Below are 25,634 nucleotides of genomic sequence, written 5' to 3' on the forward strand. Positions count from 1 at the left end.
ATATTGGCGTATTGAGTATTTATTGTTTAGGAGTGTCAAAATGTCGAAAAAACGTGGTCGGAAAATTACACCTGCGCCAATTCCAAAGGATGTTAGTGTAGTCGATTTGATCAATAATTACTTTACTGCTTATAACTCGGCTCGGTTGCGGGAAATTTGTCAATTATTGAGTCGGGAAGTATTGCGCGAGGATGTAACGGTGGCAGTTAGTCTTTCTGGTGCAATGACTCCTGCGGGAATGGGAGTGGCAGCTTTGTCACCTTTGATTCGCAATGGTTTTATTGATTGGATGATTAGTACTGGGGCGAATCTTTATCACGATATTCACTTTGGTTTGGGTTTTGATTTATACTCTAGTAGCCCATTTTTAGATGATGTGAAGTTGCGCGAGGAAGGAACTATTCGCATCTACGATATTACTTTTGGCTACGATGTTTTGTTGGAAACTGATGCTTTTGTGCGGAAAGTTTTGCAAGCTGAACCTTTTCAAAAGCGGATGGGAACTGCGGAATTTCACTATCTTTTGGGTAAGTATGTGTGGGAAGTGGAAAAGCAAGTGGGTGTGAAAGATTCTTGCTTGTTAGCTACTGCTTATGAATGTGGTGTTCCCATCTATACTTCTTCGCCGGGAGATAGTTCAATTGGGATGAATGTGGCAGCGATGGCTTTGGAAGGTTCTCAGTTGGTACTCGATCCGGCAATAGATGTGAATGAGACGGCTGCGATCGCCTATTGTGCCCGTGAATTTGGTAATTCACAAACTGAAGGTAAAAGCGCTGCGGTAATTATTGGCGGTGGTAGTCCGAAGAATTTCCTATTACAAACTCAACCCCAATTACATGAGGTTTTAGGATTAGAAGAAAGAGGTCATGATTTCTTTGTCCAAATTACTGATGCACGTCCAGATACAGGCGGTTTATCTGGCGCAACTCCGGCTGAAGCTGTGAGTTGGGGAAAGGTTGATCCTGAAGAATTACCTGACACAATTGTTTGTTATACCGATAGTACGATCGCGCTTCCCCTCATCACTGCTTACATAATTAATCAATGCCAACCTCGACCTTTAAAACGATTGTACGATCGGCGCAATGAAATGATGGAAAAACTAATTACTGATTACAACGAAGTGAAAACTGATTCACCAGAAAAAGTTCCTTCAACTGTAGCTGCATCCACTCCTGATGAAGAACCAGCAACCTATCCTACTGGCAGATTAATGCCCTAATTGTTGATTATTAACCGCAGAAAAAGGCACCGGACTTGGTTTATCAATTAGCTATCAAATAGTTGTAGAAAAACATGGTGGTAGATTAACTTGTTTTTCCGAACCGGGAGTTGGTACAGAATTTGTAATTGAAATTCCTTTGTAAACCTCCCAAATCCTCGTTCCCAGGTTGAACCTGGGAACGAAAAATGGAGGCTCTGCTCAGGAGTGCAAGATCTGAGTTAAAGCTGTTTCACCTCAGAAACCAATTTTGCCACCATATCTTTAGCGCTTCCAAAAAGCATCATTGTTTTATCTTTATAAAACAACTCATTTTCCACGCCAGCGAAACCAGTACTCATACCGCGTTTAATGACGATCGTATGTTTGGCGCGATCGACATCTAAAATCGGCATACCATAAATAGGACTGGCACTATCATGACGCGCCGCTGGGTTCACCACATCATTCGCCCCAATTACCAAAGCTACATCAGTTTGTTCAAACTGAGGATTAATATCATCCATATCGTACAGCTGAGGATAAGGCACATTCGCCTCTGCTAACAACACATTCATGTGCCCCGGCATTCTTCCCGCAACTGGGTGAATGGCATATTTTACTTCCACACCCAATCTATCTAATTGATCTGCCAATTCCCGAACTGCGTGTTGTGCTTGCGCCACCGCCATTCCATAACCAGGAACAATGACTACAGAACGCGCATAACCCAACATCATCGCGCCTTCTTCCGCACCGATGCTGCGAACAGTTTGATCTTTCGCGCCACTTGCTGCAACTGTACCGGAACTGCCACCAGTACCGAAAGCACTAAACAGCACGTTTGCCAGCGAACGGTTCATCGCTTTACACATAATTTCGGTGAGAATTAAACCGGAAGCGCCCACCAAAGCACCAGCGATGATTAACATATTGTTCATCACCACGAAACCAGCGGCAGCAGCAGCTAAACCAGAAAAGGAGTTCAACAGCGAAATTACCACTGGCATATCGCCACCACCAATGGGGATGACGAACATTACCCCTAAAATCAAGGAAATTACTACAATTCCTAAAAAGATGGGTAAATTCCCTGGATTTACAATCAAAAAGGCGCTACCAACCACATAACCGATTAAAAGTAAAGCATTAAACGGCTGTTGCAAGGGAAAAGTGATGGGAGAACCACTCATAATCCCTTGCAGTTTAGCAAAGGCGATAAAACTGCCCGTGAAAGTGACACCGCCAATTAACACATCTAGCAGCATGGAAATATTAGAATCCAAAGGGATATGTTCGCCAGTGCCCAAAAGTCGCCAAAATTCCCCAAGGGCGACGAGTGCGGAAGCTGCACCGCCTAAACCGTTCAATAAACCCACCATCTGAGGCATTTCCGTCATTGCCACTTTATAGGCAACAACGGCACCGATGACGCTACCAATGGCGATCGCAATTAAAATCATTTCATAGTTGAGGACTTGGCGATCGAGCAAAGTCGCCACAATAGCCAAAAACATCCCCACTGCTGCCCAAACATTACCTGCACGGGCGGTTGCTGGAGATCCCAACTTTTTCAAACCCAAAATAAACAGAGATGCTGCTACTAAATAAGTCAGCTGAATTCCAGTCGGCAAAAAGTCAGTCATATTCCTTCTTTCTTCTTAGTTTCAGTGAAAACTTTTCTTTCTTCTTCTCTTCCTTCGTGTCCTTCGTGTCTAAGTGCTACGCACCGCTACGCGAACGTGGTTCAAAAAAAGATCCTTCCCACCAATCAAAAACTCCGAACTACGCCTTAGCTTCCTTCTTCTTAAACATTTGCAGCATTCTGTCTGTCACCAAGAAACCGCCCACAACGTTAACCGTTGCCAAAATTACTGCAATTAAACCCAAAATTACTGTCAAACTAGTATTACGTTCGCCAGAAACTACGATCGCACCTAGTACAGCAATACCCGAAATTGCATTTGAACCAGACATCAAAGGCGTGTGTAAAGTTGGCGGCACTTTATTAATCACCTCAAAACCAGTAAAAGAGGCAAGAACGAACACAAACAAAGCCGCTAATAATGCTTCTGTCATCGATTTAAAACTCCTAAAAATTGCTGATTAGTGACTGGTAATTAGGGATTGGGTAATTGTCAAAATTCCCAGTCCCCAGTCCCTAATCCCCAGTCCCCTTTATTAAGCATTTACCCGCAATTGATCCAATGCTTCTTGAACTTTTTGATTGCGAATTTCTCCAGCGTGAGTCACGCAAGTATTCTTCACAATATCATCCTCAAAGTTGAGCATTAATTCTCCCTCTTTATTAATCATGTATTGCAGGAGAGTGAGAATATTTTTCGCATACATTTGCGAAGAGTGAATTGGGGTAGAAGAAGGCAAATTAATTGAGCCAATAATTGTCACACCGTTGTAGCGAACATCTTTACCGGGTTGAGTGCAGGCACAATTTCCCCCTTGTTCGGCAGCCATATCAACTATTACTGAACCGGGCTTCATTTGCGCTACCATTTCTTCAGTAACTAGTAGTGGTGCTTTCTTCCCAGGAACTTGGGCAGTGGTAATTACTACATCAGACATTTTGACGTGCTCGGCGATCGTTTCCTGAGTTTTTTGTTTAGCAACCTCAGAAATTTCTTTCGCGTAACCGCCTTCAGCTACTGTTTCTTCGTCTAATTTTACTTCTACGAATTTGGCACCCAAACTTTGCACTTCTTCTTTTACCGCAGGGCGAATGTCGAAAGCTTCCACCACTGCACCCAGTCTCCGGGCGGTTGCGATCGCTTGCAAACCCGCAACTCCCGCACCGATAATGAATACTTTGGCAGGTGCGATCGTTCCCGCCGCAGTTGTTAACATGGGGAAAAACTTCGGTGCTGCCGCAGCTGCAATCAACGCCGCTTGGTATCCCGCTACAGAAGCTTGGGAAGAAAGCGCATCCATGCTTTGCGCCCTGGTAGTGCGGGGAATTAATTCCATGCTCAAAGTAGTGATGTGACGTTGCGCTAATCTTTGCGCTAAAGCAGGATTTCCCAAAGGATTAGTAAAACCGACTAAAACCGCACCTTCTCGCAGCATATCAGCTTCATGCCGACCTTCCCGTTCTTGTGGTGGGCTAACTTTTACCAAAATGTCAGCTTCGCCCCATAAAGTATAAGGATCGGAAATAATTTTTGCTCCCGCTGCTGTATATGCTTCATCCGCAAAAAACGCCCGCTCACCAGCACCAGCTTCTACCCACACTTCTATTCCTTGTTTAACCAACCGAGCCACAGTGTCAGGTATTAGGGCTACACGATTTTCACCCATTTCAATTTCTTTGGCAACTGCTAATTTCATTGAACCTCCTGGCTAGTTTCAGTAATTCTATGTAGCCAAACTACAAATTTAGTTAGTGGCTAGTTTTTCGTTCCAACTTGGTTATTTGAGCATTCTCATGATTCAGTTTGTTGATAGCGCTGCCGCAATTTAATCCCATCCGCACTGTCAACTCTTCTACTTTTTCATCCTAAATTGATCCCCAATATTTAGGGCATTCTCTTTAACTTATTTTATACATTCATTATCTGGCTAATGAGAAATTACCTATTTTTTACTTGATTCGCCTATTTATCTCCACTTTCTTAATATTTAGACAAAATTTATATACAATTAGACACATTTATAAATATAATTTTTAGCAAATAATGTTACTTTAATTACCGAATTCTCAAAACTGTTATTTATCCAGACAAGAGTTAACTAAGATTTTTGGGAATATTTTTCTCCTCCTGACCCAACTTTCTGCCTCGATCGCCTATAATCGAAATTGCTTTTTGGGAACCGCTAACACTTGTAAAACATCTTTGATATCTTAAATTGAGTGTAAGTTAAGTTTGGTAACAAACATTTACTCTGGAGTGATAACAGAAACACCGCTATGTCTTTGCAACTTTCCTTTCAACGTATCCTTTCAGCCTTAGCAATCACCAGTTGCTTACTCACTGGAACTTCTAGCATTGTCTGGGCAGATAGTCTCCCTGGATTCACCCTATTTGGTGGGCCACCACGCGACACTCAACTACCGTTTCGCTTAGACTTTGGTGGGAGAATTAACACTTGGGATCGCTATCGCCTCAAAATTCCAGCTAAAAAGATGAATTTGGCTGTTTCGCAGTTTTCCATTTCTTATCCTGACTATTACAGAGGCACGTTTGATACTAAAGACGTTCAGGTGAGAGTCAAAGGCAAAGCTGTAAAGCTGGATGAAGTAACATGGGATAAGGAAAATCGGACTATTCAGATTTTTCCTAGAGAACCAGTACCAGCCGGAAACCAAGTAGAATTGATTCTCTCAAATGTCAAAAACCCTTCTTCTGGGGGAATGTTTTACTTCAATTGCAGCATCATGACTCCGGGAGATGTACCGTTGCTGCGTTATATCGGGACTTGGTTGGTGAGTATTGATTAAGTATCGGAGATTGGTATAAAATTAGAGATTGTGACTTTTTGAATTGATTTAAAACTCGCCAGCTTGGAGAACCCGTAATGACCCAGCGCACGTTACACGGCACTAGCCGCAAGAGAAAGAGAACATCTGGTTTTCGCGCCCGGATGCGAACCAAAAATGGAAAATTAGTGTTGAAAGCCCGTCGGAAAAAGGGTCGCTATCGTCTAGCAATTTAACAGCTGTGGCTTTGCCAAAAGCACATCGCCTGAAAAATCGGCAGGACTTCTCTGCCTTATTCCGTAAGGGGATGCGTTGCAGTACGCCCCATCTCACTCTAAGAGCCTTGCGGCAGTCAGCCAAACTGGAATCAGGGAAGCAGTCTAATTCTAGATTGCCAACTCCAGTTGCTACTGCCGTTCAGGGGAGTGATGTAGCGATCGCGCAGTCCAAACTTCCCTCCCTCCTGGGCATTTCCATCAGCCAAAAAGTCAGCAAGCGAGCCGTAGTGCGAAACCGGATTAAGAGGCAGCTAAAAGCAGCCTTTCGGCAACTATTACCCAAAGTTGCTCCTGGTTGGTTACTAGTAATAGTGGTAAAACCTGAAGCTACGCAGTGCGATTATCATCAATTTCTGCAAGAATTAGAGCAGTTGTTGGTAGAAGCTGAGGTATTCAATGGGCATTCGTGAAGAAGTTTACTATGAGGGCGGCCCTCATATTGGAGATTTAATTATCAACATTCTCATCGGACTGACGGTGATTGGCTTGCCGTTAACCGTAGGTGCGATCGCGCGTGCCCTGTGGCTACGTTATCGAATTACCGATCGGCGGATCTCCGTCACAGGCGGCTTTCGCGGTCAAGACCGCACCGACATCATTTACTCAGAAATAGTCGATGTGAAAAAAGTTCCGCGTGGCATAGGTCTATGGGGAGACATGGTAGTAGTACTCAAAGACGGTAGCCGCCTAGAACTTAGAGCAATTCCTAAATTCCGCGAAATTTACGATTACATTACCGAAAAAGCCAAAATTAACACAGTAAAAACTACCAGGTAGTTAAATCGTTCTCTGCTACGACTCATACTTTCAGCACTATCCACTGATAATGCTGCTGCACAAGATAGATTAGATAAAGACAATACAGCGCTTTTAGGTAGACTTCATAAGCATGGATTTTGGTGTAAGTTTTCTTTCCAACAACGTGATGCTGCCGATCCTGGATTTCTTCTACGGGATCGTACCCAGCTATGGGTTGGCTATCGTAGCGCTAACTCTAGTGATTCGTTTCGCACTCTATCCCCTGAGCGCTAAATCAATTCGCAGTATGCGCCAGACGCGAATCACCCAACCGCTAATGCAAAAGCGGGTTAAGGAAATTCAGGAACGATATAAAGAAGACCCAGCGAAGCAACAGGAAGAAATGGGCAAACTCTACAAAGAGTTTGGCAACCCATTGGCAGGTTGCTTACCTGTAGTAGTACAAATGCCTGTGTTATTTGCCTTGTTTGCTACCTTGCGTGGTTCACCATTCTCGGATGTAAACTACACCGTGAATGTTCAAGTTCTACCCAAGGAACAAATCGAGCAAGTTCAAAGACAATCTTTTGCTACAGCACCTCAAAATATCTATTTTGCTGAGAGTGCTCATGCTCCAGTAATTGCCTTATTACCTGGTGGCAATAAACTAGCAGTGGGTGAGAAAAGTCAATTAGAATTTCAAACTCCAGCAGGTAAACCTTTAGAGGCTTTAGTAGCAGAACATCCAGAAACAAAACTGACTCCAACTTGGAAGATTACCAAAGGCGAGGAGCGGATAAAAATAGATGCCAATGGGAATATAGAAGCCTTACAACCAGGTGATGTCACTATTCAGGGAACTATTCCAGGTTTAGCATCTGATAAAGGATTTCTATTTATCGACGCTCTGGGAAGAGTTGGCGCGTTCGATCAAGATGGAGCTATTCACTGGGATATTGTGGGGATGGTGCTGTTTTTTGGGATTAGTTTATATATCAACCAGCTACTCTCAGGACAACAGCCAGGTGCTACTTCCAATCCTCAACAGGATACGGTAAATAAGATTACGCCAGTGATTTTTTCGGGAATGTTTTTATTCTTCCCCTTGCCTGCTGGTGTATTGATGTACATGGTGATAGCTAATATTTTTCAAACTGCTCAGACATTTATTTTGTCCAGGGAACCATTGCCAGAAAATCTCCAAAAATTAGTGGAAGCTCAAGAAAAAGAAGCGGCTACTAAGGAAGGTAAGGGAAGAGAGGCACTCCCATTTGAACCAGGTCGTTCTAAGAAAAAAGCCTCGGGTTAGTTTTCATGACGGATACTCGCATACAACGTGGTCAAAAATGGCTGGAAGAACTGCTAAAACTGATGAAAGTTCCAGCTATGGTTAAAGCTGAAAAGGCTGAAGCACAAATCGAAATAGCAGATCCAGAGGAACCGGAAGAGCCAGCTAGCTACTGGTTGACGATCGATGAAACCCACCTGTCACAGACGCAAATTCAAGCATTGATTGGTGAAGAAGGTCATACTTTAGATGCCATTCAATACTTAGTTAATGCCATTCTCAATATGGGTAAAGAGCATGATGAACAAGCTGCTTACACTGTTGAGTTAGATGGCTACCGCGTTCGCCGACAAGCAGAACTTTTGGCTTTGGCTGAGTACGCCATTCAGCAAGTACGCACCAATGGTCAAGAGTTTGAAATGAAGTCTCTTTCTGCGGCAGAAAGACGACAAATTCATACGTTTTTAAAAGAGTTCGCCGATGTAGAAAGCTATAGTCGGGGTAAAGAACCAGACCGTCGTTTGGTGGTGCGACGGCGCTAAGTCGGTGACAAGGGAGGTGGGGAGATGGGGAGATGGGGAGATGGGGAGATGGGGAGATGGGGAGATGGGGGGAAATTTTTTAACTATATCTAAAACTCCCCCTTACCTCCCTACCTCCCCACCTCCCTACCTCCCCACCTCCCCACCTCCCTACCTCCCTTGCAGCCTTCTTGTACTAGGATGGAAAAAAATAGGTAACAGACTATGGAAGCAATTTATATTCCCCGTCTGACGAAAGCACCCCAGCAATCTGAAGTAATTGAAGTAGATGAGTTTCTGCCTGATTTGGAAACTTTAACGCCAGTCAGGGGCAAAATAAAGGTGGTTCACAAAGGAAATTATCTGGATGTTTCTGGTCAAGCAGAAGCAATTGTTACTTTGACTTGTCATCGCTGTTTGCAACAATACAATCATCGGTTGGTGGTGAAAACTTCGGAGATGATTTGGTTAGATGAAGCGGCGAATCAACTTGATGATGGTGCTTTAGAAAGGGAAACGGCTTTAGAGGATTTGGTGGAAAGTTTGCCGCCAAATGGTTATTTTTATCCTGATGATTGGTTGTATCAACAAATGTGTTTGGCGATTCCTCAAAGACAATTGTGCGATCGAAATTGCCAAGGCATTCAATTAGAAAATAGTAACAGTTCTGGAGGGGGAGCGATCGATAGCCGTTGGGCAAGTCTTGAATCTTTGAAGGAAAGACTTAATAATGGGAAATAACGGTTTTGGGGACTGGGGACTGGGGACTGGGATTTGTGATGGACAAGGCACTTAATTGTAAAAGCTAAATTTAAAAATCTAACAATTGACTATTACCTTTTACCAAATCAGCAAAAAATATGAGTTTTAGTGATGAGTTTGAACTGCTATTGCGTGCCCGCTACCCGTTGATTTATATTCCGACTTGCGAAGAAGAGCGAGTGGAAAGTACGATCGCTAACATCGCCAAAAATCAGGGTAATCGTGGGGTTTATATTTGGGATTTTGTTGATGGTTATCAGGGTAATCCCAATGATGCAGGATTCGGAAAACGCAATCCTTTACAAGCTTTAGAATTTGTGGAAAAGCTGCCCAATTCTGCGGCAGCTATTTTTATTTTACGGGATTTTCACCGCTTTTTAGAAGATGTGGGTGTGGCGCGAAAGTTGAAAAATTTGGCTCGTTTGTTAAAGTCACAACCGAAAAATGTGGTAATTTTGTCGCCTAGATTGGCTATTCCTGAAGAGTTGAGCGAAGTGCTAACTGTTTTGGAGTTTCAGTTACCAACTGCGCCGGAAATTAAGGTGGAAGTGGAACGTTTATTGGCGGCTACGGGACAATCTTTGGAAGGTCGAATTTTAGATCAAGTTGTGCGATCGTGTCAAGGACTTTCTTTAGAAAGAATTAGGCGGGTGTTGGCGAGAGCGATCGCAACACATGGCGAATTACGCCCGGAAGATGTAGATTTAGTATTAGAAGAAAAGCGCCAAACGATTCGCCAAACACAAATTTTAGAGTTCTATCCAACCACAGAAAATATTTCTGATGTGGGAGGATTGGATAATTTAAAAGAATGGTTATTGCGTCGGGGTGGTGCTTTTTCGGAACGGGCGAGACAATATGGTTTACCCCATCCGAGAGGTTTATTGTTAGTAGGAATTCAGGGAACGGGTAAATCTTTAATGGCAAAAGCGATCGCACACCATTGGCATTTACCTTTACTAAGATTAGATGTAGGTAGATTGTTTGGGGGTTTAGTGGGAGAATCAGAATCTCGCACCAGACAAATGATTCAATTAGCCGAAGCTTTAGCACCTTGCGTCTTATGGATCGATGAAATTGATAAAGCTTTTTCCGGGATGGATGGCAAAGGTGATGCGGGTACGAGTAACCGGGTTTTTGGTACATTTATTACTTGGTTAGCTGAGAAAACTAGCCCGGTTTTTGTGGTAGCGACAGCAAATAATATTCAAACTTTACCAGCGGAAATGTTACGAAAAGGGAGGTTTGATGAAATCTTTTTTGTCGGTTTACCGACGCAAGAAGAAAGGAGGGCAATTTTTGGGGTACATTTAACTCGGCTACGTCCCCATAATTTGAATAGTTACGATCTCGATCGTTTAGCTTACGAAACACCTGATTTTTCGGGTGCAGAAATTGAGCAAGCTTTGACAGAAGCGATGCACATTGGCTTTAGTCAAAATCGAGATTTTAACACTGATGATGTTTTAGAAGCGGCTAGTCAAATTGTACCTTTAGCCAGAACTGCTCAAGAACAAATCGAGTTTTTACAAGATTGGGCGGCTGCGGGTAAGGCGCGTTTAGCTTCTAAACATAGCAGTTTGAGCGATCGGATCAAAAACCAATTCCGATAATATCATAGTATGTTGTTGCGCTTCAGCGCTATTATCCCAGTTGTTAGAAGGGCGCTAAAGCGCAACTACGTACCTAAACTCGATATATACTTGCATTGATCGAATTGGCGTGAGAATGGGTGATTTAAGTATGAGCTTTTCTGGAATAGTTAAATTTTTGATTGGTTTTGTCATTGCTATTGGTTTATTAGCGGGTGCTGGTGTTGCGGGTGCGCTGTATTTTATTACTAAATTAACTGCACCTCCAGAAAAACCCATATTTGCCAATGAAAGAAATTTTAATAAGGTGAAACCAGTAGCTAAACCTCAGCCATCAGTAGCAGTGGCGAATACTCCTAAAGCTACGGAGGTTAGTACTAATACCAATACTCCAACCCCAACCCCAACCCCAACTAATGAAGCTAAGGAAAAACCATTAGAACCTGGCGCATACAGAGGACGGGTAATTTGGTCAACTGGTTTGAGTGTGCGGGATAATCCGAGTTCTGATTCGGAAAGAATTGGTGGTGTAGCTTATAACGAAGAGGTGATAGTTTTGTCTGAAAGCGATGACAAACGTTGGGTAAAAATTCGATCGGAAGATGGTAGTAATGAAGGTTGGGTAAAAGTGCGAAATATTAGGCGGGTAGAAGATGGAGAACAAACACAAGCGGCTAATCAATAAAAACTCAATTGATGTGTTAAGAAAAGTAGCAAAATTTTAAACTTGGTTGCAATATTTAGACAACCGCTTAACCAATTCAGACTAGGATGGTAGTGTGGAAAACAGTAAATAGAGCTAATTCCTGGGATGAATTTATGTACAACAGATCGAATAGAGATTTGGTAAGTGCTGTGGTTACTGCTGGTTTAGGTGCTGGTATTGTTACCTCTTTTGCAGTCAGTCAGGGACAACATCCCCTTGTAGCGCTACAGATTACCATTTTTGCGGTTTTGGTGGCTTTGCTGTGCGATCGCTTAGGGTTAATTTAATCAAACAAACTTTCGAGAAAAAGTCTCAGAAAAGGAGTTTATAAAGGTTTCCAAGCACGATCTTTGTAGCCATATTGAAAAATTTCTGGATGCAGAATATCTGCTAAAATTTCTACTGATTCGGCTAATCTTGGCCCCGGACGATTAAAATAAGCATTACCATCTGTAATGTAAACTCTTCCGCTTTGAACAGCACGTAAATTTTGCCATTCCGGTCTTTGAGTTAGAGGCATAGCTTCTTGATGAGTGCGGTCTAAATTGAAACCGCAAGGCATAAAAATAATAATGTCTGGATTGGCGTTAATTATTGATTCCCAAGTTAATTGGGGTGAAGGTTGACCGAACACGCTAAACAGCGGTTCTCCTCCAGCAATTTTTACCATTTCAGGAATCCAATTAGCCGCAACCATTAAAGGGTCTGTCCATTCAATACAAAGCACTTTGGGGCGGTCTTCTGAAGTTAGAGATTGAGTTTTTTGTTCGCAAATTTTGACTCGCGCTTTTAAGTTTTCAATTACTGATTCTGGAGATAGGTTAAGGGCTTTACCTACGTTTTGAATATCCGTCCAAACATCTGCTAAATGTTGCGGTTTTAAGGAAATAATTTGGGGTTGAGAGTTGGTAAGTTTAGCTACAGCTTTTTCAACTTCTGCAACGCTAACCGCGCAAACATCGCATTGGTCTTGTGTCAAAATATGAGTTGGTTGTAATTGTTCTAAAGCATCAAGTTTGACTTCATAAATGCTCAATGCCGATCGCACTAATTCGGTAACATCTTGATGAATAGCGGCGCTAGGTTTTTCCGAATTAATTTTTGCTTGGGTGCAAATAGGTAAGTTTTGGACTTCGGGGGGGTAGTCGCATTCGTGCGATCGTCCCACCAAAGCATCAGTTAAACCCAAACAAGCCACAATTTCTGTCGCACTGGGAAGTAAAGAAACTATTCTGAGTTGTTCGCTATTATTCATAATTTATGCCCATAGAATTGTAGTTTCTCTCAATTTACCTCTGTCTCTAGAATTGTTAATCCTCCCTACGTTATACCAAAAAAAGTACGTTGTTGCGCTTCAGCGCTACAATTAGCGCTGAAGCGCAACAACGTACCTCAGAAATTAAGAGTTTATTGTGAACCCTTGTTAAGAATTGGCTGAAGTTGTCGCCAAGCTTTTATAAGATTACCTTGCATTGCGGAAGCGACACCGCTAAGGGCTTGTAATTCTGGCGAGTTAGGATTGATTGTTAAGGCTGGCTGGAGGGCGATTTGGGCGGCTTTTGGGTTCCAGTTGTATAGGTGTACGAAGGCGAGATAGGCGTAGGCGTAGGGGTTTTGGGAGTCTAGCTGAGTGACTTTTTGTAGGGCTGCGATCGCGCCATTAACATCTCTTTGCAAAACTTCTGCTAATGCCAAATTATAAGCTAATTCCCAATTGCTTGGTTCTTGTTTTAAGCGAAATTTCAAAGCTGTTTCTGCTTGTTGCAAATAATCTTGAGTTGGGTCATATTGATTAATTCTACCAATTTCATCGAATACCGGAGTAAGTGCTTTTAGCCCTTCGGGTAAAGAAATTGCTAAACTGCGTAATTGAGTAATTAAATCCAATTCTGGCGCAGGAATTTTGTTAGCATTAGGGTCAATTGTTACAGTAACCTTTGGTGTTTGAATTGGGTAACTTTCACCAGTTTTGCGATTTACATAAGTTGCGGACAAAGTGTAAGTTCCCGGTGTTAATTCTGCGGGGGGAAGCATTGCCATTTTTTCCACAACGCGAAATCCTGAATTATTATTTGGCAGATTTGATGGATATAAATTTCCCATAGCCAAAGCGCGATCGTGTAACCAGCGAGATTGCTTAGGATTAGCAGTATTATACCAAGTTAGTAACACAACTCCTGACTGCAATTGTTCCCAAGAACCAGACCAATCATAGATTACCGGAACAGGATTTCCCGGTGCAACTTTTTCCGGGACAATAACTTTATTTAAAGTAACTTTTCCCAAAGGTTTCGCCAAAGGTTGAACTATGACAGGTGGTTGTTTACTGCGGTAAAGATTCAAATTACTTTCATCGGGTAACTTCCAACTTTTCTGTAATTTAAAATCATTTCCCTGTTCGACAATTTGGGTTATTTGACTTTGCGCTTCCGAGGGAACAGAACCTTGATCGCCTGTTTTAGTCACAAACCAAGAAAGACTCCTCGCATCTTGGGGAACAAACTTTTTCCGAGTTCCCACTTGCCGACCGTAAACTTGGAAATTTTGCAAAGCACCGAAGTAATTAAAATTATGTTGATTCAGCTTGGGAGTGGAAGGTAAAACCCCTAAATTTGAGCGTAAATAAGGTTCAGTTTGGATAATTTCTGCGATAACTTCTTGCTGGGGTAATTCCGCACCAGTGTAAATATAATGTTGAAATCGAGGACTCAAAAATTGAGTTAACCAAGCACCACCCAAAGGGTAAAGATTGAACAACATTAAGAGAAATGCTAAACCAATTGTACCCCAACGAATCGATTGAGCAAAGCGACCTTTCCAGAGAGTTAAACAATAAGCTAAAAAGACAGCCAAAACTGGTAAATAGGGCAAAATATAACGAGTATCTTTATTGATATTCAAAGAACAAAGCAGATAAGAACCAATCCAAAAAACCGCCAACCATGACAAATTCGGATTTAAAACCTTAGCTTGCGGATTTTTTACTTTATAAATCAATAAACCGACAATTGGCACTAATAATAAAACCCAAGAAACCACATAAGGTAAATCTTGCCAATAAAAAGTCCAAGCAGCTAGGGTATTGAGAGGGGGGTCGCCTTCTGCGATCGCAGAATCCACAGTCGCCCTTTTCCCCGAAGTAAAAATCAATAACCAATTAATCCGATACCAAAAACCAAACACCAAAATCGATACTAAAAAAGCAGTAAAAAGCTGTGCTAACCTTTCCCATTTTTTCGCCTTAATCGTTCCCACAAAAACCCATAAAATCGGAGTCACCAAAAAGAACAAAGCAGTTTGCTTCACCATCAGGCTTCCTCCTAAAGAAAGCCCAAAAATAATTGCCCAAAACCATTCTTTCCTTCGTGTTCTTCGTGTCTTCGTGGTTCCCAAAAAACTCCAAACCGTCAAACAGAAAAAACTAAAAGTAACAACAGCCGTTAGAGGATAATCCAACAAAAAATCCAAGCGAAACCGATACAAACCAGGCAAAAGCTGACAGATAACAGCCGCCAACAAACCCACTTCTATACTAAATAGATAAACCCCCAAACCATAAACCGAAAATAACAGGATAGCGCTAAAAAATAGATTAATAATAGTTGCCCGATCGAACCCCGTACCGAAGACATTTTGGACAAACCCTGCTAAAATATAAACCAAAGGTGGTATTTTGGACGAAATGTGCCAAAAATTAACCCACCATTCCCCAGAAAAGATCTGAGGATTGCGTAAAGCTTGCCCATAGTTTAGAGTACCTGTGAGATATTCTGCCTGATCCCAGGCTGGGGTAGAATGGTCGAGAGCGAACCAAAGGCGATCGCACAGAGCACCCAACAGCCAGATAACTGCCAGAGCAATTAACCCTTGGAACTTCTTGTCTTTTTTTTCCTCGATCGCAGGCTTAGAATTAATCATGAGTTAACCAACGCGATTACAGCAATGCGCGATAATAAGCAGTAGCCAGATTAGCATTTATTAGACCTTCATGCAGTTCGAGTGGGACGAAGCGAAAAATTTGCAAAACATTCGCAAACATCAATATAGACTTTGCAGATGTCCCAGAAATGTTTGAAAGTCCTATGTTAATCGAGGTTGACGATCGGATTGATTACGGCGAAGATCGGTGGATTGGAATTGGATTTTTGAGAAATGGTGTAGCCGTTGTTGTTTGGACAGAACGACAAGGTAATGTAATCCGAATTATTTCAGCACGAAGGGCTAACCGATATGAGCGCAAAAGATTTGAGCAATACCTCTCGTACTAACTGGGATGCACTAGATGCGATGACGGATGAAGAGATTGATTACTCTGACATTCCGCCATTAACCGAGGAATTTTTTGCTAAGGCGACGTTGCAACTTCCAGCAGATCAAGCGCGTGACTTAGTAAAACTCGATCCCGACATCATGGCATGGTTTGAGTCTCAAGATGTGGATTACAAAACTTTGATTAATTCAATTTTGCGTCGATATATTGAGAGTAATAGTGATCGAGAAATGGGTTAAAAACATATTCAAAAATGCGATCGCTGCTTGTCTTCAAGTCTGTGCAGAACGTGGTATGCCACTTACAATAGAAACTCATCAAGTAGAGGTTTTGAAATTTTGATAAGCTAAATTTGTCATATATTATATTTAGGAGCTACAACTTGCCGACACAAAGCCAGTGCTACACGGCAATATTTGTTTGTCAGTTACTTTCTAATCTGTATCAACCAATTCAAGTTTTTCGTTATGACCAAAAGTTAAAAACAATCTACATCCAGGCTGGGATAAGGGATGAAATTGCGCTGATAATAAAAGAGGATGGAAATTGGGACTTTGTTCTATGACAGCAAACCTAAAAGAAATGACAAACGCTGAACTAAAGCAGCATATTTCAGAACATAGAAATGATGAAGAAGCCTTTCATGCAGCATTGCAAGAGTTAATGAATCGTCGCGATCCTAATGCTCCATTTTATCCTTGCCCTATTGATCTTACCGATCCTGAAGGAGAAATGGAAGCTATTTTTAAGGAAAAGCTTGAGCAAATTGAACGAGCAAAAAAAACAGAGTAAGTAAGTGTTGTCCACCCCTGCGGAGTTAATAGACTAGCAGGGGAAATTTAATAAACGCGATCGCACTTCACCCCACAAACGTCACTCTTTATAAGCATAGTGAGCAAATTTGTGATGTATCGGATAAAATTATCAATAAGCGTGTTATACCGTAGGAGCGGCTTAATCAATATTACTATGCAGTCAGGTATTAATTTACAGTCAAATATTGCTAATACGTCTTTTCAAGGCTTATTGCTAGAAGAATTTATCTTAGAACCTAATTTGCGCCGAGAGTTTGGGATACCGGAGAATTTTTCTGAGTTAGCATTAAACTTTTCAGACCAAGCCGCTACTATTTTACATTTGTTAATTGTAACCCATGTTGGCTTGCCTATTCCCTCTGATGTGATTAAAGAAGTAATCAATTGGTTAATTGCCAAGCGACATACCACGCTGATTTTTAGGTCTATATCTGATATTATTGCCACAGTTCGCTCTGAACAAGATAAATATAATTCTTGTTGTCGTAGTGCGATTTGTCATGGTATTGTAGGTTCTGATGATTTTGCATTTGGGGCATTACGCATAGCTGCTTCTGTGAATAATACTTGGGCAAGACATCATCATATTTATGGGTTAATTCACGGAATTAAAAACTGTAATTTACAAGCACAGTATGAACTTGAAATGGCTTATAATAACGAACCGTATTCCGAAACAAAAACACGAATTTTGCAAGCATTAGAAATCCTTAAATAACGCACCATATCACCAAAAAGTTCTGGCGAAAATCGACAATTTATCTACTACATCTGCGTTCATCTGCATTCATCTGCGTTCTAATTAAAAGATTTTTGGTACAAGTCAAGTTATTTTTTATTAAACCGCAAAGGACGCAAAGAACGCGAAGGGAAGAAAGAGCAAAAAAACAGGGTGAGCATTGCCCACCCCTACGGAGTTGATAGACTAGCAAGGGAAACTTAGATTATTCTGCCCCTTCGATTGGTGCGAAACCTTGACGTTGGATATTTTCCGTCACCACGCGGGGTTCAAGGAATTGTAGCAGATAATCGGGCCCTCCGGCTTTAGATCCGACACCAGAAAGTTTAAATCCTCCGAAAGGCTGACGAGAGACGATCGCACCTGTAATTCCTCGGTTAATATAAAGATTACCCACCTCAAACTCTGCGGTTGCTTGTTCGATGTGCGAAGGTGTGCGCGAGTACAAACCGCCAGTTAAGGCAAAGTTCGTACCATTGGCAATTTGCAAAGCTTCCTGGAAATCTTTGGCGCGAATGCAGGCGAGTACAGGGCCGAAAATTTCCTCTTGGGCAATTGTAGCAGTTGGGGAGACTTCGCTGAAGATTACGGGGCCGATGAAATAACCCGCTTCTGAAGAAGGCATTTCTAAAACTAGTTTACTTTCTTCTTTGCCTTTGGCGATGTATTCCCGAATGCGATCGCGTGCCTTAGAATCAACTACAGGGCCGACTTTTGTACTAGGATCTTCAGCATTACCGACGTTTAAACTGCGGGTAACTTCTACTAAGCGATCGACAAAGGTATCGTACACCGAATCGACGGCAATTACCCGCGAACAAGCGGAACATTTTTGCCCGCTGTATCCGAAAGCGGAATGCACAACTCCGGCAACGGCTTGATCTAAATCCGCACTTTCATCGACAATGATGGCATTCTTGCCACCCATTTCCGCAATTACCCGTTTGAGATGTTTCTGACCGGGTTGTAAAATGGCAGCATTGGCGTAAATGCGACATCCGACTTCTTGCGAACCTGTGAAAGCTATCATATTCACATCGGGATGCTTCACCATGTACTCGCCAACAATTGAACCTCTTCCGGGTACGAATTGGAAAACTCCGGGAGGCATTCCCGCATCGACGAGGATTTCTGCTAGTTTAGCAGCAATTACGGAAGAAACTTCCGCAGGTTTCAAAAGCGTGCAATTTCCCGCAACTAACGCTGCTACAGTCATTCCCGTTGCAATTGCAAAGGGGAAATTCCAAGGAGAAATTACCAATGCAATTCCCAAAGGTTGATAAATGTAACGGTTAGTTTCGCCAGCGAGGTCGTAGTTGTATCCTTGATCTAAACGTTCGATTTCGTTGGCATTGTAACGACAAAAATCGATCGCTTCGGAAACTTCTCCATCTGCTTCTTGTAAAGGTTTGCCAACTTCTAATACAATCCAAGCACAAAGTTCGGCGCGACGTTGTTCCATTAAATCAGCTGCTTTCCGCAGAATGTCGGCGCGTTCTTTGGCAGATTTTTTGCGCCATTGCGGAAATGCTGCTTTTGCAGCTTTCAGTGCTTGTTCTGCTTGTTCAACTGATAATAAACCGATTTTACCAACAACTTCTTTGGGATTGGAAGGGTTAACCGAATCAAAAGTTTCGGAAGTATTTTCGTACTTCCCATTAACTAAAGGTAAATAAGTTTTACCCAATTGTCCTCTAACAATGCGGAATGCTTCTTGTGCTTTCTCCCGCTTTTCCTTGTCAGCATAATCCGTATCTGCCACATTGGGAAATGCGCGTTTTGCCGCCAAATCTGATACAGTATTATTAGCAGAAGGCGCAGCTAAGAGTTCTTCAATTGGACGGTCTTCTAAGTTTTGTCTGAGGAATGAACTGTTAGCAGTATTTTCCAACAAACGGCGAATCAAATACGCCATTCCCGGAAGTAATTCCCCATAAGGACAATATACTCTAACGCGATAACCTTTATCAGCTAAAGCTTTAGCTAACTTATCTCCCATTCCGTACAGAACTTGCATTTCAAAGCAACGCTTGGGAACATTGAGAGTTTCGGCAATTGCCATTGCACGCGATTGAGTTCTGACGTTATGACTACCAATTGCTGTATATATATATTGATAGTTTTCCAACAGCAGTTGAGTAAGTTTCTCATAATTAGCATCAGTCGCCGCTTTATCATTATAAACAGGTTGTTGCCAATCTCTTTGAGCAGCTTTGATGGTTTCTTGATCCCAATATGCGCCTTTTACCAAACGAACAGTTACCGGATATCCTCTGAGTTTAGCCCATTCGATTAAATCTTTCAGGTCTTTTTCACTATCGCGCAAGTAACCTTGAATGGTAACACCAATATCGGTACGCGAACGAAACTCTTCTTCTAACAAAACTCGTTTTAAAATGGCGAGTGTTAAATCTTTGTAAGCATACTGTTCCATATCAAAATGAACAGCCGCTCCCAACTCTTGAGCACGACGGAGTAAAATACGAATGCGATCGCTAACTTTCTCCTCACTTCCCTTATCATCCAAAGGATCAAACTGGGAGTAAAATGCAGTTAACTTCACCGAAACTTGTACTTTCGGAATTGCTTGTCCGTCAGCTTCATCAATTTGAGGAATAGTTTTCCAATTCTGAGAAGCTTCCGTCAACTGCTGCATCAATTCCAAATACTTTTTCAGATAAAGCTGTGCTTCCGACTCAGCAATTACCGCCTCACCAAGAAGGTCGATGGTAAAAGCCATTTTATCCTTTCTGAGACGTTCGATCGTCTTAATTACCTGCTGAACATTTTCCCCAGCAATGTACTTATGCGCCAAAGCTTCCACCGCCGTCGAAACAGTTGTCGCCGCCACCTGTCCCGGCATAGAATCAGCAGAAGCAAAATTTAACATTCCCTTCAGTGCGCTGGGAAGTTCCACCGACTCATCACTAAGGTATTCTTGTAAATGACGAGCAACTTCAGACTTGCTACGCAGTGCCGGAAGACAGTCAATGAAGCGAAACAGCTGCACGCGCAAACCGGGGTTACTCATCGCCCATGCCAGCAGTTTATCATCCCAGCGCATTTGGTCGAACACATGGGCAAAAAACGATCGATTTTCCTTAGTTGCTGCTAAAAGTTGTTTAGCAATCTCTTGGGTTTTAGGTTCGTAAGTGTTATTATTTTGTGCAACCACAATTGTGGACTCCTAATTATCGGCAAAAATAGGGATAAAAATCCCGTATCCTCTATTCTTACGTTTTGGGGTGACTTTGCGATCGCATCCCCTCCCAAATCTCCCTCTAAATCTGCGTTCATCTGCGTTTATCTGCATTCATCTGCGTACTAAAAAAAGAACTCAGGCAAAAACAGATAACCTACATATACCATCTGTGTTCATCTGTGGTTAAAAAAGCGATCGCCTTTGTCCTCAACGATAAACTAATATAGATTTGTAAAATGAAGGCAACTCCGATTAAAAAATCCTGAATGTCACTAAAGTTTGAGTGGGATAGAGAAAAAGCAAAAACAAACTTAAACAAGCATGGAATTTCCTTTGTAGAAGCTGCTACCATATTTAGCGACCCCTTTTCTATCACCAGAAATGACGCATTAAATTCTATAGAAGAAGAGCGATTTTTAATTTTGGGTTACTCTGATAGACAACGGCTATTAGTTGTTGTTTACACAGATAGAGGTGATAATGTTCGTATAATTAGTGCTCGGATTGCAACCAACCGGGAAAGGAAAGTATATGAAGAAGGAATTGAGTAATCAAAACTATTCTGAAATAACAGATGATTCAGAAATGCTGGATGAATATGATTTCAGCCAAGGTGTGAGAGGAAAATATTTCCAAAAATATCAAAATAATAACCTAGATACCTTAACAGGTATCCAATTTTTAATTGACAGTAAAGGTAGAAAAACTGGTGTACTTCTTGACATCCAAAAGCATCATCACCTTTGGTTAAATGCTTTAGAAGAAAGCCAGAGTCATGCTAACACTTTTCAGTTTTTAATTGATGAACATGGACAGAAAACTGCGGTAATGCTTGACTTTAAGGAACACCTAAAACTTTGGGAAAGTATATACGATAATCTAATTGCTGAACAGCTAGTTTAGTTTCTATCTAAGTCGTCTATGTATTAACTCAAGTTGCTGGTTACAAGTCTGGCTCTTTCTTAGCCCCCCTTGTGTTTTGGGGGATTTAGGGGGATCTCATCCGTGTAGCTTTCTTTTTCAAAGTGCGATCGCAAACAGGTAATATCATGTCCGGTTGATCGCCCATCATTGCGATGCCCTCAAAACAATAGTTTCAGCCATTTTTATTCGGGTTATTCGACCGGACATGATATAAATTAATGGGGGATGCGATCGCAAAATTACTCTCCCACATATTCCAAAGTCAAAATACCGTTTCTTTCATCAATAACCAGCTTCATTAAACTTAACCATTGACGACCTAAGAGAATTTCCGGTAACTCTGAACCCACATGAACGGGGACAATAAATTCTCTGCCATCCACAATTACCCGACCTTCATAAATATCAAAATATTCAGTTCCTCTTGCTGTTTGCATTTCAATTTCAGAAGCTAAAATAACCCAACCTAAAGCTTCGATATCATCCGCATGAACAGCCAAAAAACCTGTTGTAAATCCCGTATCCAGTAACCCATCAACAGCAATTTCTTCTCCGTTAGCTGTGACTAATTCAATCTCAAAAATCAGTTAGCCCTGTTCCTCAAACCTACCCAAAATCATATTAACCCACAATAACCATCTTCATTCAGGCGAAAAGTGGTTAACCTCACTTTACCATTAGACGGATAATTAGCTTTTACTTTTTGCATTAAACCATCAAATTTTGCATCCAGCAAATAGTTCCCCGTTTCTGCATCAATAGCGATGAACCAATTGTAATGAGTTGACATTAATTGTGGGCGAATTTGCTCAAAAATTTGGCGACATTGCTTACCTAATTCTTCCCTTTGGGCAATGCGTTTAGCGCGAATTTCTGGAGTACTTTGGTATTCGGGAAAAATGCGACCTCGACGAACTTGGCGTTTCTGGGTTGATTCTGTCATTCGAGTAAAGGGACGGATAAATTTTGAGATATTCTGATTGTATAGCACAGAAACCGGGTTCTGCTCGTTCCCACGTTCTACCTGGGAAAATAGAGGTGATAATTTTCGTAAGAGAATTGGAGGATTATACTATGTCATCCCCAGCAATTACTACTGTAATAGCCATGATGGAGTCTTTACCGGAAGCTTTGCAAGAGCAAGTTGCAGAACATTTACGAGAATATATTGCCGATTTGGAAGATGAAATTAAATGGGATAAATCTTTTCAGAAAACGCAACAGCAACTAATTAAAGCAGCACGACGCGCCAAACAGGAAATTGCAGAAGGAAAAGCCAATTTATTAGATTACGAACAGCTATGAATTCTGCAACTCTTCCTTCTTTTTGGACTGCTTACGCTTCTCTCGATACCGAGATTAAACAAAGAGCCAGAAAAGCTTATCGCTTGTGGTCAGAAAATCCTTTTCATCCATCCTTACATTTTAAATGTATTAACGATGAAGAAGATATCTGGTCTGTAAGAATATCGCGTAATTATCGCGCTGTTGGAATCTTGAGTAAGAATACAGTCACCTGGTTTTGGATTGGTAGTCACGATGATTACGAGCAGTCTTTCTCTTAGACTATTTAATTCTTCAATTTCTTCGGAGGAAAGGGAAGCGTAGATTTAAGATATTCTAATTATTATGACTTTTCAATGGTGTTTTGTAGTTTTTTGGGAAATGCGATCGCATCTCCTCCCAAATCTCCCTCTAAATCTGCGTTCATCTGCGTTCATCTGCGGTTAGAAAATTCATAAAAGCATTCACCGCATCATATTGATCTGCCATGCGGGAATAGAACTCTAGCGATCGCAAATCCAACTCCGGCAAAACTTCACTATTACTCACTAATTCATATCCCTTTTCCCGCAAACAATAAACCGAAATTACGCCATCTTGCCAAAACCAAACTTCCCGAACTCCCACGCGACGATAAATTTCTAAAACGTCAATTCCCCCACTAGTTACTATTACTTCAATTGCTAAATCTGGGACTGCTTTGCGCGTACCTAAACAATAAGATTCATCTGGTTCTTTTCTTGCGCCTAACTCCTTTTTTCCGATCGTTGTACTCCCTCGTGCATAAAAACGAATGTTTTTCATCCGCAGATAAATCTCTAAAAGTTGACCTAAAGTTTTTTTAGGTTCTTCATGATCATCAGATAAGGGAGACATAATTTCTAAACACCCATCTAAATAAGTTAAACGTGCGCCTGTTCCTGTTAAATCTGCATCCAGCTTTAAGAGAGTTTCCCATGTTACATTTGAGAGCAAAGCTCCACTTGTAACCAATCCTAATTGAGAAGTTGCGACAAACATCTAAGTCACCTTTTGCGATCGCATTTCCAGTTTAACTCGTTCCCAAAATTTAAAATCTAATGACTCGACAACCACACGATCAATTTGCCAAACAATATTTAGAAGAACTCCTATCAACTATAGGTAATGTGGAAATTAGTCGGGAAATTGCCGGAGAAGTTCGACTAGTGGATATTTCCTTTGTACCTAATCCTACAAGCGATCGTAATGTATTAGGATTGTTGGGTAAAATGGTAGCAACTCCCTGCTTGCTCGAACCATTTCGCAATCAACCTAGCAAAACAGAGATTCGCAATTGTATCCTCAAACTATTTTCCCTTCACAGCGAGTTACAGCGCCGAGCTAGGCGTGAAGATGAGGAAATTGCTGAAAATGAATTACCAACCTTGTGGATTTTAGCAACTTCTGCTTCTACAGCCCTAGTCGATAGCTTTGGTGCTAAACTAGATTCAAACAATTGGCCTGTTGGTGTTTACTTTCTAGCCGAATCTCTGAAGACAGCAGTAGTAGCAATAAATCAACTATCTGTTAATTCTGAAACACTTTGGCTGAGAATTCTAGGAAAAGGAACAACCCAGCAGCAAGCTATTAATGAGATTACTGCACTTTCTCCCGAAAATCCATTACGCAGAAACATTTTAGAATTGATTTCTACCTGGCGAATCAATGTGGAAAGGAAAGAAAATTTAACTGAAGATGAGAGGGAATTAATCATGAATTTAACACCAGCTTATTTGGAATGGCGAGAAATTACTTTACGAGAAGGAATGCGCGAAGGAATACAGGAAGGAATAAGAGAAGGAAGTTTACAGGAACGTCGCTTAGTTGTAGGAAACTTGCTGAGACTGCGATTTGATTCTGTGGATGAGGAACTGTCAAAGGTGATTGAACCTTTACTACAGTTACCTCCAGAAGAGTATTCGCGCTTGATACTTCAATTATCCCGTAAAGAATTGTTGGCTAGGTTTGGGATTAGCAGTAATTAATATGAAGCCTATTTAAAGACAGAAAAAGATTAGTTAGGGCGTGATTTGGTGCATTCATTTTTGAACTGTGGGTGGTAATTCATTGGGGGCAATATTAATAAATGGTAGCGCACCATTGCCACCTAAAACAGTGGGGAAGTGTCCGTCCCATTTGTCGATCGCTCTTTTTTGCAAAATCTCCGCTGTTAAATTTTCTCGAAGTAATCTTTGCGCTTCTGCTTGTCCTTTAGCACGGTTAATTTCTGCTTGTGCTTCTTGGGTAGCTTTTAGGGCTAAAAACTCCGCTCTTTTGGCTTCTTGTTCGGCAATTTGTTTTGCTTCCACTGCTTCGCTAAACCTTTGAGAAAAGCGAATATTTACCAAAGAAATATCATCAACCGCCACATTATATTGAGCTAATCTTGATTTCAATTGTTCGTCAATTCCCGCTTTAACTTCTCCGCGTTTAGTAATAATTTGTTCTGCTGTATAAAGCGCCATTACTGCTTTTAAAATTTCTTCAACTGCTGGGTTAATAATTCGTTGCACCACTTCATTTTCATCACCAATTTGCTGAAATACAAGATTAGATTTGTTTGGATCGATATGCCAGTTCAGCGCCACATCTGTAAATACATCTTGCAAATCTTTGGAGGAAGCTTGACCGGGAATTTGATGTTTTTGGACGCGAACGCTGAGAGTTTTTACAGTGTTAACTACTGGGATAATAGGGTGTATTCCTTCAGTTAATACCCGTTCTTGGACTTGCCCGAAGTTCATGATAACGCCCCGTTCGCCAGCATTGATAATTACAAAAGGTTTGAAAAAAATTGCCCCGATTAAAAGTAATATTGCGATAACTGCCAAGATGTAAGAACTGTTAGAAGATTTCAT

The 25,634-nt window shown here is 41.5% G+C and carries 30 protein-coding genes and 3 pseudogenes; 23 read left to right on the forward strand and 10 right to left on the reverse strand.

Annotation, left to right across the window (positions count from 1 at the left end):
• Positions 1–40 precede the first annotated feature (40 nt).
• Positions 41–1,225, forward strand: a complete 1,185-nt coding sequence (locus ACE1CA_RS15370) for a homospermidine biosynthesis protein (protein ID WP_413280831.1) — start codon at positions 41–43, stop codon at positions 1,223–1,225.
• A gap of 22 nt (positions 1,226–1,247) precedes the next feature.
• A pseudogene (locus tag ACE1CA_RS15375) lies at positions 1,248–1,370 on the forward strand (ATP-binding protein); the annotation flags it as partial.
• Positions 1,371–1,446: 76 nt separating this feature from the next.
• On the opposite strand, the gene ACE1CA_RS15380 reads toward ACE1CA_RS15375, so the two are convergent.
• The 3 genes from ACE1CA_RS15380 to ACE1CA_RS15390 form a co-directional block, all read right to left on the reverse strand.
• Entirely contained in the window at positions 1,447–2,850 is a 1,404-nt protein-coding gene (locus ACE1CA_RS15380) for an NAD(P)(+) transhydrogenase (Re/Si-specific) subunit beta (protein ID WP_413280830.1), read from the reverse strand.
• 139 nt (positions 2,851–2,989) lie between these two features.
• Positions 2,990–3,283: an NAD(P) transhydrogenase subunit alpha part 2 gene (locus ACE1CA_RS15385; protein ID WP_413267687.1), complete on the reverse strand. Its 294-nt coding sequence runs from the start codon at positions 3,281–3,283 to the stop codon at positions 2,990–2,992.
• 102 nt (positions 3,284–3,385) lie between these two features.
• A complete protein-coding gene (locus ACE1CA_RS15390) occupies positions 3,386–4,546 on the reverse strand; it encodes a Re/Si-specific NAD(P)(+) transhydrogenase subunit alpha (RefSeq protein WP_413280829.1) in 1,161 nt (386 codons plus the stop codon).
• Positions 4,547–5,126: 580 nt separating this feature from the next.
• Between ACE1CA_RS15390 and ACE1CA_RS15395 the strand changes: the two genes are divergently transcribed.
• From ACE1CA_RS15395 to ACE1CA_RS15440, 10 genes are all read left to right on the forward strand, one after another.
• Positions 5,127–5,657, forward strand: coding sequence for a DUF2808 domain-containing protein (locus tag ACE1CA_RS15395; protein ID WP_413280828.1), 531 nt, complete (start codon positions 5,127–5,129; stop codon positions 5,655–5,657).
• Between the two features lie 77 nt (positions 5,658–5,734).
• Positions 5,735–5,872, forward strand: a complete 138-nt coding sequence (gene rpmH, locus ACE1CA_RS15400; protein WP_413280827.1) for a 50S ribosomal protein L34 — start codon at positions 5,735–5,737, stop codon at positions 5,870–5,872.
• 5 nt (positions 5,873–5,877) lie between these two features.
• Positions 5,878–6,324 (forward strand): ribonuclease P protein component, encoded by a 447-nt coding sequence (gene rnpA, locus ACE1CA_RS15405; protein ID WP_413280826.1) that lies wholly within the window; start codon positions 5,878–5,880, stop codon positions 6,322–6,324.
• Positions 6,311–6,691 carry a PH domain-containing protein gene (locus ACE1CA_RS15410; RefSeq protein WP_413280825.1) on the forward strand — a complete coding sequence of 127 codons (381 nt, stop codon included), beginning with the start codon at positions 6,311–6,313 and terminating at the stop codon, positions 6,689–6,691. Before rnpA ends, ACE1CA_RS15410 begins: the two co-directional genes overlap by 14 nt.
• A 112-nt stretch (positions 6,692–6,803) precedes the next feature.
• Positions 6,804–7,961 carry a membrane protein insertase YidC gene (gene yidC, locus ACE1CA_RS15415; protein WP_413280824.1) on the forward strand — a complete coding sequence of 386 codons (1,158 nt, stop codon included), beginning with the start codon at positions 6,804–6,806 and terminating at the stop codon, positions 7,959–7,961.
• 5 nt (positions 7,962–7,966) lie between these two features.
• Positions 7,967–8,482: a Jag family protein gene (locus ACE1CA_RS15420; RefSeq protein WP_413280823.1), complete on the forward strand. Its 516-nt coding sequence runs from the start codon at positions 7,967–7,969 to the stop codon at positions 8,480–8,482.
• A 204-nt stretch (positions 8,483–8,686) separates the two neighbouring features.
• Entirely contained in the window at positions 8,687–9,202 is a 516-nt protein-coding gene (locus tag ACE1CA_RS15425) for a YceD family protein (protein ID WP_413280822.1), read from the forward strand.
• A 119-nt stretch (positions 9,203–9,321) separates the two neighbouring features.
• Positions 9,322–10,836, forward strand: coding sequence for an AAA family ATPase (locus tag ACE1CA_RS15430; RefSeq protein WP_413280821.1), 1,515 nt, complete (start codon positions 9,322–9,324; stop codon positions 10,834–10,836).
• 130 nt (positions 10,837–10,966) lie between these two features.
• The gene (locus tag ACE1CA_RS15435; protein WP_413280820.1) at positions 10,967–11,500 is read left to right on the forward strand and encodes an SH3 domain-containing protein; all 534 of its coding nucleotides are present in this window, start codon (positions 10,967–10,969) and stop codon (positions 11,498–11,500) included.
• Positions 11,501–11,634: 134 nt separating this feature from the next.
• On the forward strand, positions 11,635–11,808 hold the full coding sequence (locus tag ACE1CA_RS15440; protein ID WP_413280819.1) for a hypothetical protein: 174 nt from the start codon (positions 11,635–11,637) through the stop codon (positions 11,806–11,808).
• A gap of 38 nt (positions 11,809–11,846) precedes the next feature.
• Here ACE1CA_RS15440 and ACE1CA_RS15445 read toward each other — a convergent pair whose 3' ends face one another.
• Positions 11,847–12,776, reverse strand: coding sequence for a cobalamin-binding protein (locus tag ACE1CA_RS15445; protein ID WP_413280818.1), 930 nt, complete (start codon positions 12,774–12,776; stop codon positions 11,847–11,849).
• A 152-nt stretch (positions 12,777–12,928) separates the two neighbouring features.
• A complete protein-coding gene (locus ACE1CA_RS15450; RefSeq protein WP_413280634.1) occupies positions 12,929–15,439 on the reverse strand; it encodes a phospholipid carrier-dependent glycosyltransferase in 2,511 nt (836 codons plus the stop codon).
• A gap of 70 nt (positions 15,440–15,509) precedes the next feature.
• Here ACE1CA_RS15450 and ACE1CA_RS15455 point away from each other — a divergent pair.
• The 6 genes and pseudogenes from ACE1CA_RS15455 (at position 15,510) to ACE1CA_RS15480 (ending at position 17,324) form a co-directional block, all read left to right on the forward strand.
• A pseudogene (locus tag ACE1CA_RS15455) lies at positions 15,510–15,789 on the forward strand (BrnT family toxin).
• A complete protein-coding gene (locus ACE1CA_RS15460; protein WP_413280632.1) occupies positions 15,752–16,030 on the forward strand; it encodes a BrnA antitoxin family protein in 279 nt (92 codons plus the stop codon). The pseudogene ACE1CA_RS15455 and the gene ACE1CA_RS15460 overlap by 38 nt, the downstream one beginning before the upstream one ends.
• 10 nt (positions 16,031–16,040) lie before the next feature.
• Positions 16,041–16,133 (forward strand): annotated as a pseudogene (locus tag ACE1CA_RS15465) (type II toxin-antitoxin system HicB family antitoxin); the annotation flags it as partial.
• A 40-nt stretch (positions 16,134–16,173) separates the two neighbouring features.
• Positions 16,174–16,356, forward strand: coding sequence for a DUF6888 family protein (locus tag ACE1CA_RS15470; RefSeq protein ID WP_459563697.1), 183 nt, complete (start codon positions 16,174–16,176; stop codon positions 16,354–16,356).
• Positions 16,353–16,583 carry a DUF6887 family protein gene (locus ACE1CA_RS15475; protein WP_413280630.1) on the forward strand — a complete coding sequence of 77 codons (231 nt, stop codon included), beginning with the start codon at positions 16,353–16,355 and terminating at the stop codon, positions 16,581–16,583. Before ACE1CA_RS15470 ends, ACE1CA_RS15475 begins: the two co-directional genes overlap by 4 nt.
• Positions 16,584–16,760: 177 nt before the next feature.
• Positions 16,761–17,324 carry a hypothetical protein gene (locus ACE1CA_RS15480; RefSeq protein WP_413280629.1) on the forward strand — a complete coding sequence of 188 codons (564 nt, stop codon included), beginning with the start codon at positions 16,761–16,763 and terminating at the stop codon, positions 17,322–17,324.
• A 226-nt stretch (positions 17,325–17,550) separates the two neighbouring features.
• On the opposite strand, the gene pruA is transcribed toward ACE1CA_RS15480, so the two are convergent.
• On the reverse strand, positions 17,551–20,523 hold the full coding sequence (pruA, locus tag ACE1CA_RS15485; protein WP_459563698.1) for an L-glutamate gamma-semialdehyde dehydrogenase: 2,973 nt from the start codon (positions 20,521–20,523) through the stop codon (positions 17,551–17,553).
• Between the two features lie 290 nt (positions 20,524–20,813).
• On the opposite strand from pruA, the gene ACE1CA_RS15490 reads away from it, so the two are divergent.
• A complete protein-coding gene (locus tag ACE1CA_RS15490) occupies positions 20,814–21,098 on the forward strand; it encodes a BrnT family toxin (protein WP_413280627.1) in 285 nt (94 codons plus the stop codon).
• A complete protein-coding gene (locus tag ACE1CA_RS15495) occupies positions 21,079–21,450 on the forward strand; it encodes a hypothetical protein (protein ID WP_413280626.1) in 372 nt (123 codons plus the stop codon). Before ACE1CA_RS15490 ends, ACE1CA_RS15495 begins: the two co-directional genes overlap by 20 nt.
• Positions 21,451–21,710: 260 nt before the next feature.
• Here ACE1CA_RS15495 and ACE1CA_RS15500 read toward each other — a convergent pair whose 3' ends face one another.
• Both ACE1CA_RS15500 and ACE1CA_RS15505 read right to left on the reverse strand, forming a co-directional pair.
• Positions 21,711–21,971 (reverse strand): hypothetical protein, encoded by a 261-nt coding sequence (locus ACE1CA_RS15500; protein WP_413280625.1) that lies wholly within the window; start codon positions 21,969–21,971, stop codon positions 21,711–21,713.
• A gap of 116 nt (positions 21,972–22,087) precedes the next feature.
• Positions 22,088–22,414 (reverse strand): hypothetical protein, encoded by a 327-nt coding sequence (locus ACE1CA_RS15505; RefSeq protein WP_413280624.1) that lies wholly within the window; start codon positions 22,412–22,414, stop codon positions 22,088–22,090.
• A 131-nt stretch (positions 22,415–22,545) separates the two neighbouring features.
• Here ACE1CA_RS15505 and ACE1CA_RS15510 point away from each other — a divergent pair, with 131 nt between their 5' ends.
• Both ACE1CA_RS15510 and ACE1CA_RS15515 read left to right on the forward strand, forming a co-directional pair.
• Positions 22,546–22,776, forward strand: a complete 231-nt coding sequence (locus ACE1CA_RS15510) for a hypothetical protein (RefSeq protein WP_413280623.1) — start codon at positions 22,546–22,548, stop codon at positions 22,774–22,776.
• Positions 22,773–23,036 carry a ParE family toxin-like protein gene (locus tag ACE1CA_RS15515; RefSeq protein WP_413280622.1) on the forward strand — a complete coding sequence of 88 codons (264 nt, stop codon included), beginning with the start codon at positions 22,773–22,775 and terminating at the stop codon, positions 23,034–23,036. The genes ACE1CA_RS15510 and ACE1CA_RS15515 overlap by 4 nt, the downstream gene beginning before the upstream one ends.
• Positions 23,037–23,178: 142 nt before the next feature.
• On the opposite strand, the gene ACE1CA_RS15520 is transcribed toward ACE1CA_RS15515, so the two are convergent.
• The gene (locus ACE1CA_RS15520) at positions 23,179–23,775 is read right to left on the reverse strand and encodes a Uma2 family endonuclease (protein ID WP_413280621.1); all 597 of its coding nucleotides are present in this window, start codon (positions 23,773–23,775) and stop codon (positions 23,179–23,181) included.
• A gap of 59 nt (positions 23,776–23,834) precedes the next feature.
• Here ACE1CA_RS15520 and ACE1CA_RS15525 point away from each other — a divergent pair, with 59 nt between their 5' ends.
• Positions 23,835–24,761, forward strand: coding sequence for an RpnC/YadD family protein (locus tag ACE1CA_RS15525; RefSeq protein ID WP_413280620.1), 927 nt, complete (start codon positions 23,835–23,837; stop codon positions 24,759–24,761).
• Between the two features lie 54 nt (positions 24,762–24,815).
• Here the strand turns inward: ACE1CA_RS15525 and ACE1CA_RS15530 are convergent, their stop codons facing one another.
• Complete coding sequence (locus ACE1CA_RS15530) at positions 24,816–25,634, reverse strand: prohibitin family protein (protein ID WP_413280619.1); 819 nt, start codon at positions 25,632–25,634, stop codon at positions 24,816–24,818.

It is taken from the genome of Floridaenema evergladense BLCC-F167 (genome assembly GCF_041929205.2).
GTDB lineage: Bacteria > Cyanobacteriota > Cyanobacteriia > Cyanobacteriales > Aerosakkonemataceae > Floridanema > Floridanema evergladense.